The sequence below is a fragment of the Pseudomonas sp. TH34 genome, assembly GCF_016650865.1.
GTDB classification, from domain to species: Bacteria; Pseudomonadota; Gammaproteobacteria; order Pseudomonadales; family Pseudomonadaceae; genus Aquipseudomonas; species Aquipseudomonas yamanorum.
This window is the reverse complement of record NZ_JAEKFB010000029.1, coordinates 315,120-331,324: the sequence shown is the minus strand read 5'-3', so window position 1 is coordinate 331,324 and position 16,205 is coordinate 315,120. Positions and strand designations below refer to the sequence as shown.

The 16,205-nt window shown below is 61.2% G+C and carries 15 protein-coding genes; 11 read left to right on the top strand and 4 right to left on the bottom strand.

Annotated features, from left to right (window positions below):
• Positions 1-183 precede the first annotated feature (183 nt).
• A complete protein-coding gene (locus JFU58_RS22560) occupies positions 184-1,113 on the top strand; it encodes an SdiA-regulated domain-containing protein (RefSeq protein WP_201142364.1) in 930 nt (309 codons plus the stop codon).
• Positions 1,114-1,230: 117 nt separating this feature from the next.
• Positions 1,231-2,136 (top strand): SdiA-regulated domain-containing protein, encoded by a 906-nt coding sequence (locus JFU58_RS22555; protein ID WP_201142362.1) that lies wholly within the window; start codon positions 1,231-1,233, stop codon positions 2,134-2,136.
• Positions 2,137-2,269: 133 nt separating this feature from the next.
• Here the strand turns inward: JFU58_RS22555 and rpiA are convergent, their stop codons facing one another.
• The gene (rpiA, locus tag JFU58_RS22550) at positions 2,270-2,941 is read right to left on the bottom strand and encodes a ribose-5-phosphate isomerase RpiA (RefSeq protein WP_008438935.1); all 672 of its coding nucleotides are present in this window, start codon (positions 2,939-2,941) and stop codon (positions 2,270-2,272) included.
• 136 nt (positions 2,942-3,077) lie between these two features.
• Here rpiA and ilvA point away from each other — a divergent pair, with 136 nt between their 5' ends.
• Together ilvA and JFU58_RS22540 are read left to right on the top strand one after the other, a co-directional pair.
• On the top strand, positions 3,078-4,592 hold the full coding sequence (gene ilvA, locus JFU58_RS22545) for a threonine ammonia-lyase, biosynthetic (RefSeq protein ID WP_201142360.1): 1,515 nt from the start codon (positions 3,078-3,080) through the stop codon (positions 4,590-4,592).
• Between the two features lie 40 nt (positions 4,593-4,632).
• Positions 4,633-5,046, top strand: a complete 414-nt coding sequence (locus JFU58_RS22540; protein WP_076013032.1) for a DUF2269 family protein — start codon at positions 4,633-4,635, stop codon at positions 5,044-5,046.
• A 112-nt stretch (positions 5,047-5,158) separates the two neighbouring features.
• On the opposite strand, the gene JFU58_RS22535 is transcribed toward JFU58_RS22540, so the two are convergent.
• Positions 5,159-5,815, bottom strand: a complete 657-nt coding sequence (locus tag JFU58_RS22535; RefSeq protein WP_201142358.1) for a histidinol-phosphatase — start codon at positions 5,813-5,815, stop codon at positions 5,159-5,161.
• 143 nt (positions 5,816-5,958) lie between these two features.
• On the opposite strand from JFU58_RS22535, the gene JFU58_RS22530 reads away from it, so the two are divergent.
• Both JFU58_RS22530 and ptsP read left to right on the top strand, forming a co-directional pair.
• A complete protein-coding gene (locus JFU58_RS22530) occupies positions 5,959-6,438 on the top strand; it encodes an RNA pyrophosphohydrolase (RefSeq protein WP_003176750.1) in 480 nt (159 codons plus the stop codon).
• A 22-nt stretch (positions 6,439-6,460) separates the two neighbouring features.
• Entirely contained in the window at positions 6,461-8,740 is a 2,280-nt protein-coding gene (gene ptsP / locus JFU58_RS22525) for a phosphoenolpyruvate--protein phosphotransferase (RefSeq protein WP_010167790.1), read from the top strand.
• Positions 8,741-8,839: 99 nt separating this feature from the next.
• Here the strand turns inward: ptsP and JFU58_RS22520 are convergent, their stop codons facing one another.
• Positions 8,840-9,586, bottom strand: coding sequence for an NRDE family protein (locus JFU58_RS22520; protein ID WP_201142356.1), 747 nt, complete (start codon positions 9,584-9,586; stop codon positions 8,840-8,842).
• A gap of 89 nt (positions 9,587-9,675) precedes the next feature.
• On the opposite strand from JFU58_RS22520, the gene JFU58_RS22515 reads away from it, so the two are divergent.
• The 3 genes from JFU58_RS22515 to JFU58_RS22505 all read left to right on the top strand — a co-directional run bounded on the left by JFU58_RS22515 (position 9,676) and on the right by JFU58_RS22505 (position 12,222).
• Positions 9,676-10,458 (top strand): sulfite exporter TauE/SafE family protein, encoded by a 783-nt coding sequence (locus JFU58_RS22515; RefSeq protein WP_017476560.1) that lies wholly within the window; start codon positions 9,676-9,678, stop codon positions 10,456-10,458.
• A gap of 66 nt (positions 10,459-10,524) precedes the next feature.
• On the top strand, positions 10,525-11,337 hold the full coding sequence (gene lgt, locus JFU58_RS22510) for a prolipoprotein diacylglyceryl transferase (RefSeq protein ID WP_008438947.1): 813 nt from the start codon (positions 10,525-10,527) through the stop codon (positions 11,335-11,337).
• Between the two features lie 51 nt (positions 11,338-11,388).
• Positions 11,389-12,222, top strand: a complete 834-nt coding sequence (locus JFU58_RS22505) for a thymidylate synthase (RefSeq protein ID WP_008438950.1) — start codon at positions 11,389-11,391, stop codon at positions 12,220-12,222.
• 124 nt (positions 12,223-12,346) lie between these two features.
• Here the strand turns inward: JFU58_RS22505 and cadR are convergent, their stop codons facing one another.
• A complete protein-coding gene (cadR, locus tag JFU58_RS22500; protein WP_017476559.1) occupies positions 12,347-12,796 on the bottom strand; it encodes a Cd(II)/Pb(II)-responsive transcriptional regulator in 450 nt (149 codons plus the stop codon).
• Between the two features lie 85 nt (positions 12,797-12,881).
• On the opposite strand from cadR, the gene JFU58_RS22495 reads away from it, so the two are divergent.
• Both JFU58_RS22495 and JFU58_RS22490 read left to right on the top strand, forming a co-directional pair.
• Positions 12,882-15,158 carry a heavy metal translocating P-type ATPase gene (locus tag JFU58_RS22495; RefSeq protein WP_201142348.1) on the top strand — a complete coding sequence of 759 codons (2,277 nt, stop codon included), beginning with the start codon at positions 12,882-12,884 and terminating at the stop codon, positions 15,156-15,158.
• A 16-nt stretch (positions 15,159-15,174) separates the two neighbouring features.
• The gene (locus JFU58_RS22490) at positions 15,175-16,038 is read left to right on the top strand and encodes a LysR family transcriptional regulator (protein WP_008438952.1); all 864 of its coding nucleotides are present in this window, start codon (positions 15,175-15,177) and stop codon (positions 16,036-16,038) included.
• Positions 16,039-16,205: the final 167 nt, after the last annotated feature.

Genomic DNA, 16,205 nt, shown 5'->3' with positions numbered 1-16,205 from the left:
GCCTTGAATGTTGACTGACCCGCCGCCATCGCGAGCAAGCCCGGCTCCCACATTGTGTTGTGTTTGCCTGGAAGCACCGGTTTTTGCATTTTTTTCACACCCCATCCGGATAATCCTCAGCCTCCTGCGCGCGGACCTTGTGATCCTGTGCTATCCCCTAAAGCTGACTTTCTGGAAAGCGTAATGGCCGTGCCTCTCCCATCCGTAAAACCCTCGTTGCGTTCACGCCTTGCCATGCGCTGGTATTCCTGGCTGTTCCTGGCCGGCGCGATCATTTACGGCGTGGCCTGGGCGATGCATTGGGATGACCGTGGCGTGCTGTGGGTGGCGGAGGGCTTCGAAACCCCGACCGAGCGCCTGGAAAGCGTCTGGCTCCCGGACTACCGCGCGGTGATCGATGCCAAGTTGCTGCCCGGCATGGAGAAGGACGAAGCCTCGGACCTCACCTACAACCCGCTGACCAAGACCCTGTTCTCGGTCATGGGCAAAAACCCGTTCCTGGTTGAATTGACCCTGCAAGGCGACGTACTGCGCAAGATGCCGCTCAACGGCTGGAACAACCCGGAAGGCGTGACCATGATGGAAAACGGCTTGATGGCCGTGGTCGATGAGCGTCAGCACAGCCTGACCATCATCAAGGTCGACCCGCAGACCCAGCAGTTGAACAAAGCTGACTTCCCGTCCTACGACCTTGGCCCGTCGAAGGACCAAAACAAAGCCTTTGAAGCCGTGACCTGGGACAAGCGCAACCAGCAACTGATCCTCGGCGAAGAGCGCCCACCGGCGCTGTTCACCTGGAAAAGCGACGGCAGCCAGACCCTCACCGGCGACAAGCAAAAGCTCGCCAGCACCGAGCTGGACATGCGCAACCTCTCAGCGCTGACCGTTGATCCGCGTACCGGCCACCTGCTGGCGTTGTCGGCGGATTCCCACCTGTTGCTGGAACTGGACGAGATGGGCGAGCAAGTCAGCTTCATGACGTTGCTCGGCGGCTTCAATGGCTTGAAGAACACCATTCCTCGTGCCGAAGGCGTGACCATGGACGAGAGCGGCACGCTGTACATGGTCAGCGAGCCGAACCTGTTCTATCGCTTCGAGAAGCAGAAACAGTAGTTCGATTACGTCAGATTTCTCTCTATCTGCGGCATCCGCCAGACACCCGGGGCGTTTAAGTTTAAATTCAGGCGACCGTGATATTCATTCGCCAGTTTTCACTTTGAGCCCCGCCCGATGCGTCGACTTGCCCGTCCAAAGCCTGCCTTTTTCATCCTGATCCTGATCGCCTTGGTGGCTGTCGGCGTGGTCGCGCAGCAATTGCGCCTGTTCGAGCGTGCCTGGTTCAACTGGCAGTCGTGGCGTAATCCCGCCGGTGAGCACTCCATTGGCCTGGGGAATTACCAGGTGGCTTTGGAGGCGCAGGTGATCGACGGTCTCAACGATGATGTCTCGGCCCTGACCTTCGATCCGGTGCGCAACAGCCTGTTTACCGTGACCAACAAGAATGCCGAGCTGGTGGAGCTGTCCCTGGACGGCAGAATCCTGCGACGCATTGCGCTGGTGGGTTTTGGCGACGCCGAGGCTGTGGAGTACATCAGCGACAACACCTATGTCATCAGCGACGAGCGCCAGCAGCGGCTGATCAAGGTCCACGTGGATGATGACACCAAATTCCTTGATGCCGCCGACGCCGAGCAAATGACCCTCGGCGTGCACCTGGGCGGCAACAAGGGCTTCGAAGGCCTGGCCTATGACTCGGTGGGCAAGCGTTTGTTTGTGGCCAAGGAACGCGACCCGATGCTGATCTACGAGGTCCACGGCTTTCCCCATTTCAAACCGGAAAAAACCTACTCGGTGCACGTGATCAACAACCCCAAGCGCGATGCCGGATTGTTTGTGCGTGACCTGTCGAGCCTGCAATACGATGAGCGCAGCGGCCATTTGCTGGCGCTGTCGGATGAGTCATTCCTGGTGTTGGAGCTGGATATCGACGGTCGTCCCCTGAGCAGTTTGTCACTGCTCAAGGGGCGGCATGGCCTGAAGCAGCGCGTGCCTCAGGCCGAGGGGATTGCCATGGACAACGACGGCACGTTGTACATGGTCAGTGAGCCGAACTTGTTCTATGTGTTCAAGAAATGAACCCGATCCCAGCCATGGCGAAGATCGAAGGTGGGAGCTGGCTTGCCTGCGATGCAGGCGACGCGGTCTTTCAGTAGTGCCGGGGCGATGCCATCGCAGGCAAGCCAGCTCCCACACTGGGTCTGTGGTGCTTTTATGCCTTAAGGGTTTTCACGCCTTCCGGGGTGCCCAGCAGCAGTACGTCAGCCGGACGGGCCGCGAACAAACCGTTGGTGACGACGCCGACGATGGCATTGATCTGACGCTCCAGTTCCACCGGGTTGGTGATCTGCATGTTGAACACGTCGATGATGATGTTGCCGTTGTCGGTCAGCACGCCTTCGCGGTACACCGGGTCGCCGCCCAGCTTCACCAGCTCGCGGGCCACGTGGCTGCGGGCCATCGGGATCACTTCCACCGGCAGCGGGAACGCGCCGAGGACGGGCACCAGTTTGCTGGCGTCGGCGATGCAGATGAAGGTCTTGGCCACGGCCGCTACGATCTTCTCGCGGGTCAGGGCTGCGCCGCCGCCCTTGATCAGGTTCAGGTGTGCGTCGCTTTCATCGGCGCCGTCGACGTAGAACTCCAGGTCGCTGACGGTGTTCAGCTCATACACCGGGATACCGTGGCCCTTGAGCCGCGCAGCGGTGGCTTCGGAACTGGCAACCGCGCCGTCGAACGCGCCCTTGTGCAGGGCCAGCGCATCGATAAAGCAGTTGGCGGTGGAGCCGGTGCCGACACCGACGATGCTTTTATCGTCGAGTTTAGGAAGGATTAAATCGACGGCGGCCTGGGCCACTGCCTGTTTGAGTTGATCCTGGGTCATGCGGGCTCCGGAACGGGCGGGGAGTAAAGAGGGGCGCGAGTATAACCCAACAAAACCTCGGTTTTCGTGTGGTCGCCCGGCCAAACGCTGGGTTAGACTCCTTGGCCCTGCCCAACCCGCCCAGTGATGCTTTCCGATGCTTGAACAGTACGTCAAAAAGATCCTCACCTCGCGCGTTTACGACGTTGCCGTAGAAACCCCGCTGCAGACCGCCCGCCAGCTCTCCGAGCGCCTGGGCAACAAGGTCTGGCTCAAGCGCGAAGACTTGCAGCCGGTGTTCTCGTTCAAGATTCGCGGTGCCTACAACAAGCTGACCCAATTGAGTGCCGAAGAATGTGCGCGCGGTGTGGTCACCGCTTCAGCGGGCAACCACGCCCAGGGCCTGGCCCTGGCGGCCAAGGTGCTGGGGGTCAAGGCCACCATCGTGATGCCCAAGACCACCCCCGAAATCAAGGTCGAAGGCGTGCGCTCCCGTGGCGGCAAAGTGGTGTTGCACGGGGATTCGTTCCCGGAAGCGCTGGCGTATTCGCTGAAGCTGGTCGACGAAAAAGGCTACGTCTACATTCACCCCTACGATGATCCGCACACCATTGCCGGGCAGGGCACCGTGGCAATGGAGATCCTGCGCCAGCACCCGGGGCCGCTGGACGCGATTTTCGTCCCGGTGGGCGGTGGTGGCCTGATCGCCGGGATCGCGGCGTACGTGAAATACCTGCGGCCTGAAATCAAGATCATCGGCGTCGAGCCGGACGACTCCAACTGCCTGCAAGCCGCCATGGCGGCGGGCGAGCGCGTGGTCCTGCCGACCGTGGGCATCTTCGCCGACGGCGTGGCGGTGGCGCAGATCGGCCAGCACACCTTCGACATCTGCAAGGACTACGTGGATGAAGTGATCACCGTCAGCACCGATGAAATCTGCGCGGCGATCAAGGACATCTACGACGACACTCGCTCCATCACGGAGCCGGCTGGCGCCCTGGGCGTGGCCGGGATCAAGAAGTACGTCGAGACCCGTGGCATCACCGGGCAAACCCTGGTGGCCATTGATTCCGGGGCCAACGTCAACTTCGACCGCCTGCGCCATGTGGCCGAGCGCGCCGAACTGGGTGAAGGCCGCGAAGCCATCATCGCCGTGACCATTCCCGAGAAGCCGGGCAGCTTCAAGGCCTTCTGCGAGGCCGTGGGCAAACGCCAGATCACCGAATTCAACTACCGCTACCACTCCGGCCGCGAGGCGCACATTTTTGTCGGCGTGCAGACCCACCCGGAAAACGACCCGCGCAGTGCGCTGATCGCCAGCCTTACCAGCCAGGGTTTCCCGGTGCTGGACCTGACGGAAAACGAACTGGCCAAGCTGCACATCCGCCATATGGTCGGCGGCCATGCGGCACACGTCAGCGACGAAGTGGTGTTCCGCTTCGAATTCCCGGAACGTCCGGGGGCGCTGTTCAACTTCCTCAACAAATTGGGCGGGCGCTGGAATATCTCGATGTTCCACTATCGCAACCACGGTGCTGCCGATGGGCGCGTGGTGGCGGGCCTGCAAGTGCCGGCGGACGAGCGCCACCTGGTGCCGGCGGCGCTGGAAGCCATTGGCTACCCGTACTGGGATGAAAGTGATAACCCGGCCTACCAACTGTTCCTCGGTTGAGCGACTACGCTGACTGAGCGGCCTACAAGGAATCGAGAACATGGAAACGCTGACCACCCTTAAAGTTATCCACATCGCGGCCACGGTGTTGCTGCTGCTCAGCGGTGTCGCGCTGGCGGTGCTGGCCTGGCGCAAACGCAGTGCGGGGCCGGCCTATACCGTGCAGCGGCCGTGGGTGTTTGTGTGGTTGTTGATGGGGATTTGCGTGGTGAGCATGCCGTTCACTGGCTGGTGGCTGGCGCACTTGATCGGCTGGCCGCTGGGGCAAACCTGGATTCTGGGCTCGAGCGTGATCTACACCGTGGCGGCGCTGAGCTGGTTCTGGCTGGTGGCGCGGCTTAATCGACTGCGGTTGGGCGGGGCGGGGAGCGTGAACTTCACCGTGGCGCTGGCGGTTGTGAGCTTGGTGGGGTTTGTGGCGATTGCCGGGTTGATGGGTGCCAAACCCGTTTAAGACTTGAAACCGGGTCGCCTTCATTCGCGAGCAAGCCCGCTCCCACATTCGACTGCATTCCAAAGATGGAACTCGATCAAATGTGGGAGCGGGCTTGCTCGCGAAAGCGTTATCAGTTGCGCAGAGTAATCACCGGCCAACCACGCTTCTCAGCCTCAGCCCGCAGATTCGGATCCGGATCCACTGCCACCGCATGCGTCACCTGCTCCAACAGCGGCAGGTCATTCATCGAATCGCTATAGAAGTAACTGTCCTCCAGGCTAAACCCGGTTTCTTCCAGCCAACGATTCAAGCGCGTCACCTTGCCCTCGCGAAAGCACGGTACATCGGTGCTGCGTCCGGTGTAGCGGCCGTTTTCCATCTCGCATTCGGTGGCGATCAGGGTTTCCACGCCCAGGCGTGCGGCAATTGGCGCGGTGACGAAACGGTTGGTGGCGGTGATGATCACCAGCTTGTCGCCAGCGGCGCGGTGTTTGGCCAGCAACTCAGCCGCCTGGGGCAGCATGATCGGCTCGATGCAGTCGCGCATGTAGTCACGGTGCCACTCATCCAGTTGGGCCATCTCGGTGCGGCCAAGGATTTCCAGGCAGAAGTTCAGGTACTCGGCGTTATCCAGCTTGCCGGCCAGGTAGTCCTGGTAGAACTCATCGTTGCGGGCCTTGTAGGCCACGGCGTCGAGAATCCCGCGTTCACAGAGGTAATCGCCCCAGGCGTGATCGCTGTCACCCCCCAAAAGCGTGTTGTCCAAGTCGAATAAAGCCAGGCGCATTGCAGTTACTCGCTGAAAAGTCTGTAAAAAGGCGTCCAGAATACGGTCTTTTCACAAGAGTGCACATAAGGTAAGCAGCCTCGTTGCCGCTGTATCAATCTTTGTGGAACAATGCGGTGACATGCGTTTGCGAGGTTGTTGCCGTGATCGACCCCGATGGTTTCCGTCCTAATGTCGGGATTATTCTTACGAATGATGCCGGACAGGTGCTATGGGCTCGCCGTATCAACCAAGATGCCTGGCAGTTTCCTCAAGGCGGAATCAACCCCGACGAAACCCCTGAAGACGCCTTGTACCGTGAGTTGAACGAAGAAGTAGGCCTTGAACGTGAAGATGTGCAAATTCTGGCCTGCACCCGAGGCTGGTTGCGCTATCGTTTGCCGCAACGTCTGGTGCGTACCCACAGCCAACCGCTGTGCATCGGCCAGAAACAGAAATGGTTTCTCCTGCGCCTGATCTCCAACGAGCAGCGGGTGCGGATGGATTTGACCGGTAAACCGGAGTTCGATGGCTGGCGCTGGGTCAGTTATTGGTATCCGTTGGGCCAGGTGGTGACATTCAAGCGCGAGGTTTATCGTCGCGCTCTTAAAGAGCTTGCCCCGCGCCTTTTAGCGCGCGACTGACGACGGAGTTCGACCCCGAGCCATGCTCAATACGCTGCGCAAGATCGTCCAGGAAGTTAACTCCGCCAAGGATCTCAAGGCGGCGTTGGGGATTATTGTGTTGCGCGTCAAGGAAGCCATGGGCAGCCAGGTCTGCTCGGTTTACCTGCTGGACCCCGAGACCAACCGTTTTGTCCTGATGGCCACCGAGGGCTTGAACAAGCGCTCCATCGGCAAGGTCAGCATGGCGCCCAATGAGGGTCTGGTGGGCCTGGTGGGGACGCGTGAAGAACCCCTGAACCTCGAAAACGCTGCCGATCACCCGCGTTATCGCTACTTTGCCGAAACCGGCGAAGAGCGCTATGCCTCGTTCCTCGGTGCACCGATCATTCACCACCGCCGCGTTGTTGGCGTGTTGGTCATCCAGCAGAAAGAACGCCGCCAGTTCGATGAGGGTGAAGAAGCCTTCCTCGTGACCATGAGCGCGCAGCTCGCCGGGGTTATCGCCCACGCCGAGGCCACCGGTTCGATTCGCGGCCTGGGACGCCAGGGCAAGGGCATCCAGGAAGCCAAGTTCGTCGGCGTGCCGGGTTCGCCGGGCGCTGCCGTCGGTACCGCGGTGGTCATGCTGCCGCCGGCCGACCTGGACGTGGTGCCGGACAAGACCGTCACCGACATCGACGCTGAAATCATCCTGTTCAAGACCGCCCTCGAAGGCGTACGCAATGACATGCGCACCCTGTCCACCAAGCTGGCCACCCAACTGCGGCCTGAAGAGCGGGCGTTGTTCGACGTGTACCTGATGATGCTCGACGATGCGTCCCTGGGCAGCGAAGTCAAGGACGTGATCAAGACCGGTCAGTGGGCCCAGGGCGCACTGCGCCAAGTGGTCACCGATCACGTCAACCGTTTCGAACTGATGGACGACGCCTACCTGCGCGAACGCGCCTCGGACGTGAAAGACCTCGGTCGCCGCCTGCTGGCCTACCTGCAGGAAGAACGCTCGACCACTCTGGTGTACCCCGATAACACCATCCTGATCAGTGAAGAACTGACCGCCACCATGCTCGGCGAAGTGCCGGAAGGCAAACTGGTGGGCCTGGTCTCGGTATTGGGTTCGGGTAACTCCCACGTCGCGATCCTGGCCCGGGCCATGGGCATTCCGACGGTGATGGGCCTGGTGGACCTGCCGTATTCCAAGGTCGACGGCATCGAAATGATCGTCGACGGTTACCACGGCGAGGTCTACACCAACCCCAGCGAGGTGCTGCGCAAGCAATACGCCGAGGTGGTGGAAGAAGAACGCCAGCTGTCCCAGGGCCTCGACGCCCTGCGGGAACTGCCGTGCGTGACCCTCGACGGCCACCGTGTACCGCTGCTGGTCAACACTGGCCTGCTGGCGGACGTGGCACGCGCACAACAGCGCGGCGCCGAAGGTGTAGGGCTGTACCGCACCGAAGTGCCGTTCATGATCAACCAACGTTTTCCGAGTGAGAAGGAGCAGCTGGCGATTTATCGCGAGCAACTGTCCGCCTTCCATCCGTTACCGGTGACCATGCGCAGCCTGGACATTGGCGGCGATAAGTCACTGTCATATTTCCCCATCAAGGAAGACAACCCCTTCCTTGGCTGGCGCGGTATTCGCGTTACCCTCGACCATCCTGAAATCTTCCTCGTCCAGACCCGCGCCATGCTCAAGGCCAGCGAAGGCCTGAACAACCTGCGCATCCTGCTCCCGATGATCTCCGGCACCCACGAGCTGGAAGAAGCCCTGCACCTGATCCACCGGGCCTGGGGCGAAGTGCGCGACGAAGGTGCCGACGTGCCGATGCCGCCGATTGGCGTGATGATCGAGATTCCGGCAGCGGTGTACCAGGCTAAAGAGCTGGCGCGGCAGGTGGACTTCCTGTCGGTGGGCTCCAACGACCTGACCCAGTACCTGCTGGCCGTGGACCGCAACAACCCACGGGTGGCCGACCTTTACGACTACCTGCACCCGGCGGTGCTGCAAGCCTTGCAGAACGTGGTGCGCGACGCCCATGCCGAAGGCAAGCAAGTGAGTATCTGCGGTGAAATGGCCGGTGACCCGGCGGCGGCCGTGCTGTTGATGGCGATGGGCTTTGACAGCCTGTCGATGAACGCCACCAACTTGCCGAAGGTGAAATGGATGCTGCGCCAGATCAACCTGAGCCGGGCCAAGGAATTGCTGGCGGAGTTGATGACCATCGACAACCCGCAAGTTATCCACAGCTCGCTGCAATTGGCGCTGAAGAACCTTGGGTTGGCGCGGATGATCAATCCGGCGTCTGCAAAAACCCTCTAAACCGAGGCGCCCTCATCGCAGGCAAGCCAGCTCCCACATTTGGAATGCATTTCCCTGTGGGAGCCGGGCTTGCCCGCGATGAGGCCAGTCCAGTCACTGCTAAATTTTCAGTTCCACCTCGCCCAGCCTGCCGCCATGGGGCCCGAAACTGCGCTCCACGATATGCCGTGTCCCGTCGGCATTCACAATCAGCGCCGTGCTCGCCCGCGTCCCGTAACTGGGGCTGGCAATAAACACACTCGACAACAGGCTCTCCGTCGCCAGTCCCACGCCGGTGTCCGGCAAGTCGGCAAACGGCGCAGTCTGCGGGTCGCTCAAAATCTCCAACAAGGCCTCGGGCTGCGGATCTTCCAGCACTTGCGCCAGCGCCGCCTTGGCCTTCAACAACTTCGGCCACGGCGTATCCAGTCCCGCATTGGATAACCCATAAACCCCTGTTTCCAGGCGCGTTGGCGCAGACTCCTTGGCGTTGTAATGCCAAAGCTCGTCCCGCGTCCCGACCAACAGGTTAAACCCGGCATACTCAATGGATCTGCCATTAACGTCGGCCAAATAGTCGTCAATCGACAGCGAACCGCTGAGAAATCGCGCCACCAATTCGCCCCGCGACTTGCGGGCCGGCGGCTGGTGCGGGTCACGAATATTGGTCAGCGCCGCAAAGCGCCCCTCCGCCCCAACCCCCAGCCAAGTCCCGCCCGCTTCCTGGTCGCGCCCGGCGTAAACATGGGGCGCATCCAGCCACTGGGCCAACGGCAGACTGGGCCGGGCATAAAACTCATCACGGTTGGCCGCGACGATCAGCGGCTGGGCGTGGCCCGGCCGCCAGGCAAAAACAATCAGGCACATAAGGCAATCCCTTTGTGTTTTGCCCACTCTACCCATAGAACCCTGTGCTTTGCATCCGTTAACATGCCGGTCTGTTTTCGGGGGCTCCCATGGAATTTCTGCTGTATTTGCTGCTGGGTTCCTGTGCGGGCATGCTCGCCGGGCTGTTCGGCGTGGGCGGCGGGATCATTATCGTGCCCGTGCTGGTGTTCAGCTTCACCTTGCAGGGCTTCGATCCCTCGGTGTTGACCCACCTCGCTGTCGGCACATCCCTGGCGTCTATTATCTTCACGTCGGTGAATGCGGTGCGTGAGCATCACCGGCGCGGCGCCGTGCGCTGGCCGATCTTTGTGTGGATGGCCGTGGGCATCCTGCTGGGCGCAGGCGTTGGCGCGCTGACCGCCGAAGCGATTTCCGGGCCGCACTTGCAGAAGATCATCGGAGTGTTCGCCCTGGTGATCGCCTTGCAGATGACCCTGGAGCTCAAGCCCAAGGCCAGCCGTCAGGTGCCGGGAAAGCTCGGCCTGACCTTGGCGGGCGGCGTGATCGGCTGGTCGTCGGCGATTTTCGGCACCGGCGGCGGTTCGTTGACCGTGCCGTTCCTGACCTGGCGCAGCGTGCCGATGCAGCAGGCAGTGGCCACCTCGTCGGCCTGCGGCTTGCCGATCGCCCTGGCCAGTGCGTTAAGTTTCATGATTCTGGGCTGGCATGATCCGCTGCTGCCCGAGCATAGTCTCGGCTTTGTGTACTTGCCGGCGCTGCTGGGTATCGCCCTGACCAGCATGGTGGCGGCCCGTTTCGGCGCGCGCCTGGCGCATCGGTTGTCGCCGCGCTTGCTCAAGCGGCTGTTCGCCGGGCTGCTGTTTTGCGTAGGGCTGAATTTTTTGCTGTAACGCAGGCTTAATCGCGCACCGGCATGGTCCGATGCGCCATGACTATTGATTTAACGAGGAGTCGCAATGCTGCCTTACCCGCAGATCAACCCGGTGGCCGTGGCCATCGGTCCGCTGCAAATCCACTGGTACGGGTTGATGTACCTGATCGGCATCGGCGGTGCCTGGTTGCTGGCTTCCCGGCGCCTGAACCGTTTCGACCCGACCTGGACCAAGGAGAAGCTCTCCGACATGGTGTTCTGGATGTCGATGGGGGTCATCGTCGGCGGACGCCTGGGGTATGTGCTGTTCTACGACCTGCCAGCCTACATCGCCAACCCGACACTGATCTTCGAGGTGTGGAAGGGCGGCATGGCGTTCCACGGCGGGTTTGTGGGGGTGATGATCGCCGCCTGGTGGTTTGGCCGGCGTAACGGCAAGTCGTTCTTCCAGCTGATGGACTTCGTCGCACCGTTCGTGCCGATTGGCCTGGGCGCCGGGCGCATCGGTAACTTCATCAATGCCGAATTGTGGGGCAAGCCGACCGACGTGCCGTGGGCCATGGTGTTCCCGCCGTTCAGCGACCCGGCGCAATTGCCGCGTCACCCGTCGCAGCTGTACCAGTTCGCCCTGGAAGGTGTGGCGCTGTTCCTGATCCTCTATATCTTTTCGCGCAAGCCACGCCCAACCATGGCCGTGTCGGGCATGTTCGCGCTGTTCTACGGGATCTTCCGCTTTATCGTCGAGTTCGTGCGGGTGCCGGATGCGCAGCTGGGCTACCTGGCGTGGGGCTGGTTGACCATGGGTCAGATTCTCAGCCTGCCGATGATCATCGCCGGCCTGGGCCTGCTGTGGTGGGCTTACAATCGCCCGCAAGGCATCAAGAACACCGCGCTTTAAATTCGAACGCCGGGGCCCGAGGGGCCCGGCTTCAACGATACAGGTATAGACATGAAGCAATATCTCGAACTACTGAACGATGTCGTGACCAATGGCCTGACCAAGGGCGACCGCACCGGCACCGGCACCAAGGCCGTGTTTGCCCGTCAGTTTCGGCATAGCTTGGCCGACGGCTTCCCGCTGCTGACCACCAAGAAGCTTCACTTCAAAAGCATCGCCAACGAATTGATCTGGATGTTGAGTGGCAACACCAACATCAAGTGGCTGAACGAGAATGGCGTAAAGATCTGGGACGAATGGGCCACCGAAGACGGTGACCTGGGCCCGGTGTACGGCGAGCAGTGGACCGCGTGGCCAACCAAGGACGGCGGCAAGATCAACCAGATCGACTACATGGTCGAGACCCTGAAGACCAACCCCAACAGCCGCCGCATCCTGTTCCACGGCTGGAACGTCGAGTACCTGCCGGACGAGACCAAGAGCCCCCAGCAAAACGCCCGGGACGGCAAGCAAGCGCTGCCGCCTTGCCACCTGCTGTACCAGGCCTTTGTGCATGACGGACATCTGTCGATGCAGTTGTACATCCGCAGCTCCGACGTGTTCCTCGGCCTGCCGTACAACACTGCGGCCCTGGCGCTGCTGACCCATATGCTGGCCCAGCAGTGCGACCTGATCCCTCACGAGATCATCGTCACCACGGGCGACACCCATGCCTACAGCAACCATATGGAACAGATCCAGACCCAGCTGGCGCGCACGCCGAAGAAGCTGCCGGAACTGGTGATCAAGCGCAAACCTGCGTCGATCTACGATTACAAATTCGAAGACTTTGAAATCGTGGGCTATGACGCTGATCCGAGCATCAAGGCCGACGTGGCTATCTAAAAGCGATCTCGGTCCCAATGTGGGAGCGGGCTTGCTCGCGAATACGGTGTATCAGAAACACATTCAGTGGCTGACACTCCGCTTTCGCGAGCAAGCCCGCTCCCACATTTGTTTTGTGTACACATCAATGACCGTGGCTTCTGCCCACATGTGAGGGCTCAGCCTCGCTGGCCGCGACACTCCCGCTGACCTCCAGCCGCTGCAAAATCCCGCACTGATCCAGATCCGGCCCGCCGCCGCAGCGTTGGCGCAGGTCAAGCAACTGTTCCTGCAACGCCAGCAGCCCGTCGATCCGCGCCTTCACGTGGTGGATGTGCTCATCAATCAATGCATTCACGCTTTCGCACTGGTCCTGAGGACTGTCCCGCAGGCCCAGCAGGCTACGAATTTCCTCAAGGGTCATGTCCAGACTGCGGCAGTTGCGGATAAACACCAGCCGTTCGGTGTGCGCCTGGGTGTACAGCCGGTAATTACCGTCACTGCGCGCAGGCGGCGGCAGCAGGCCTTCTTTCTCGTAATAACGGATGGTTTCCACCTGGCAATCCGTCAATTTTGCCAATTCGCCGATCTTCATCGCAGCAATCTCCAAAAGGGTGCTTGACCCTATAGTGGCTACAGGGTCTTTACTTGGCAACAGGCACCTTTACGGACGCGACAGAATGAGCGACTCCATCCACACCCCGCACAAGCACGACCACGACCATGATCATGACCACGCGCACGATCACGGCCCCAAGCTCAAGCCTGTGCAGAAGCACGACCATGGCAGCCATGGCGATTCCTGCTGTTCCAGCAAGGCCGCGCCGGCACTGGTGAAGCTGACCGAAGCCCCGACAGCGGGCTCGCGGCTGAGCACCTTCCGCATCGAAGCCATGGACTGCCCCACCGAGCAGACGCTGATCCAGAACAAACTGGGCAAGCTCGCCGGTGTGCAGCAACTCGAATTCAACCTGATCAACCGCATTCTCGGCGTGACCCACGACCTGCCGACGACCGCGCCGATCATCGACGCCATCAAGTCTCTGGGCATGCAGGCGGACCCCATCGAAGAAGGCGTCGCCCCGGCTGAGCCGCCGGCGAAGAAGCATTGGTGGCCGCTGGCTGTGTCCGGCGTGGGTGCTCTAGGTGCTGAAGTGCTGCACTTCACCAACGCAGCCCCGACGTGGGTGATTGCCCTGGTCGCGCTGATCTCGATCTTCAGCGGCGGCCTCACCACCTACAAAAAGGGCTGGATCGCCCTGAAGAACCTCAACCTGAACATCAACGCCCTGATGAGCATCGCCGTCACCGGCGCGATCCTGATCGGCCAGTGGCCGGAAGCCGCGATGGTGATGTTCCTGTTTACCGTGGCGGAGTTGATCGAAGCCAAGTCTCTGGACCGTGCACGTAACGCCATCAGCGGCTTGATGCAGATGACCCCCGAACAGGCCACGGTTCGTCAAGCCGACGGCAGTTGGGTTGAACAGGACGTTAAAGTTATCGAATTGGGCTCTATCGTGCGGGTTCGTCCCGGCGAGCGTATTGGCCTGGACGGTGAAGTCACCTCTGGCCAGTCCACCATCGACCAGGCGCCGATTACCGGTGAAAGCCTGCCGATTGAAAAGACTGTGGGCGATAAAGTCTTCGCCGGCACCATCAACCAGGCCGGTTCCCTGGAATACAAAGTCACTGCAGCCGCCAACAACTCCACCCTGGCGCGGATCATCCACGCCGTGGAACAGGCCCAGGGCGCCCGCGCGCCTACCCAGCGGTTTGTCGACACCTTCGCCAAGGTCTACACCCCGGCGGTGTTCATCTTTGCCTTGGGCGTGGCGTTGATCCCGCCGCTGTTCATGGGCGGCGTGTGGTTTGAATGGGTTTACCGCGCGCTGGTGCTGCTGGTGGTCGCGTGCCCATGTGCACTGGTGATTTCCACTCCGGTGACCATCGTCAGCGGCCTGGCCGCCGCGGCGCGCAAAGGGATCCTGATCAAGGGCGGCGTGTACCTGGAGGGCGGTTACAAGCTCGACTACCTGGCCCTCGACAAGACCGGCACCATCACCCACGGCAAACCGGTGCAAACCGATTACCTGGCGCTGTTCCCGAACATGGAAGACAGCGCGCCGGCCCTGGCCGCCAGTCTGGCCGGGCGTTCCGATCACCCGGTGTCCCTGGCCATCGCCAACGCGGCTGTGGATAAGAATCTCGCCGTTCACACGGTGGATAACTTCGAGGCCCTGACCGGTCGCGGTGTGAAGGGTGAAATCAATGGCGAGGTCTACTACCTGGGCAACCACCGCCTGGTGGAAGAGCTGAACCTGTGCTCGCCGGCCCTGGAGAAGAAGCTCTTCGCCCTGGAAAAACAAGGCAAGTCCGTGGTCCTGTTGCTGGACAAATCCGGCCCGCTGGCGCTGTTCGCCGTGGCCGACACCGTGAAAGACACCAGCCGCGAAGCCATCCAGCAGCTGCACGACCTGGGCATCAAGACCCTGATGCTGACCGGCGACAACTCCCACACTGCCAAGGCGATTGCTGATCAGGTCGGCATCGACCAGGCTCAGGGCGACCTGTTGCCTACCGACAAGCTGCAGGCCATCGAAGCGCTCTACGCCAAGGGCCACCGGGTTGGCATGGTTGGCGACGGTATCAATGACGCCCCGGCCCTGGCCCGTTCCGAGATCGGGTTTGCCATGGCTGCGGCCGGTACCGACACCGCCATCGAGACCGCCGACGTGGCCCTGATGGATGATGACCTGCGCAAGATTCCGGCATTCATTCGGCTGTCGCGGCAAACGTCGAGTATCCTCAAGCAGAACATCGCCCTGGCCTTGGTGATCAAGGCGATCTTCCTCGCGGTGACCTTCCTTGGGATGGCCACCATGTGGATGGCGGTGTTCGCCGACATGGGCGTGAGCCTGCTGGTGGTATTCAATGGTCTGCGCCTGCTGCGCAAATAGTCGATGAGAGGGTGGTGTGCTGAGTGCCGAGCTGAAGGCGTTTTACATGGTCGCCCGCCTGGGCAGTATTACCCAGGCGGCGAAAAAGCTCGGGCTGAGCCAGCCCACGGTGACCACTCAGATTCGTCACCTGGAAAGCCAGTATTCGGTGGAGCTGTTCTACCGAGGCGGGCGCCGCCTGACCGTCAGCGACGAAGGCGCGCGGCTGTTGCCGATGGTCAAGGCGCTGCTGCAGCAGGAAGCGGACATCGAGTTTTTCCTGCGCAACAGTGGCCAGGTACAAGGGGCCTTGAGGATTGCCGCGACGGCACCTTATTACATCCTCGACCTGGTCAAAACCTTCCGCGAGCGGCTGCCGCAGGTCGAGGTCTCGGTGGAGATCGGCAATTCCCAACAGGTGCTGGAAGCGCTGGATGACTACCGCGTCGACGTTGCCGCCTCGTCCCAACTGCTTGAAGACCCACGCCTGATCCGCCGGGTGCTGGGCATGGACCCGCTGGTGTTGGCGGTGCATCGCAATCATCCGCTGGCGGTGCTTGAACATGTACCGCTGACCGCGCTGGCTGGGCATACCTTGCTGATGCGCGAGCCGGGGTCGACCACCCGTCGATTGACCGAGGAGATGTTGCAGGGCGCCGGCGTGAGTTACGGGCCGCTGCTGGAGATTGGCAGTCGGGAATCGATCCGTGAGGCAGTGCTGCGCAATATCGGCATCAGCATCATTGCCCGTCAGGAAGTGCCCCACGATCCGCAACTGCGTGTGCTGACCATCGAGAATGCGCCGCAGATTCCCGAGTATTTGTACTGCCTCAAAGAGCGAAAGGGCGCCCGATTGCCGGCAGCTTTCCTGGGGTTGGCCCAGGAAATGTCCCCTCTCTGATCGTTCCCACGCTCTGCGTGGGAATGCCGGCCTGGACGCTCCGCGTCCGCTCTTAAGGTCGTGACGCGGAGCGTCACAGGATGTATTCACACGCAGAGCGTAGGAACAATCTGTTGGCACAACCCAAATCCACCAATACCACTATCGCCACGTTTTGCCTTTCTGCC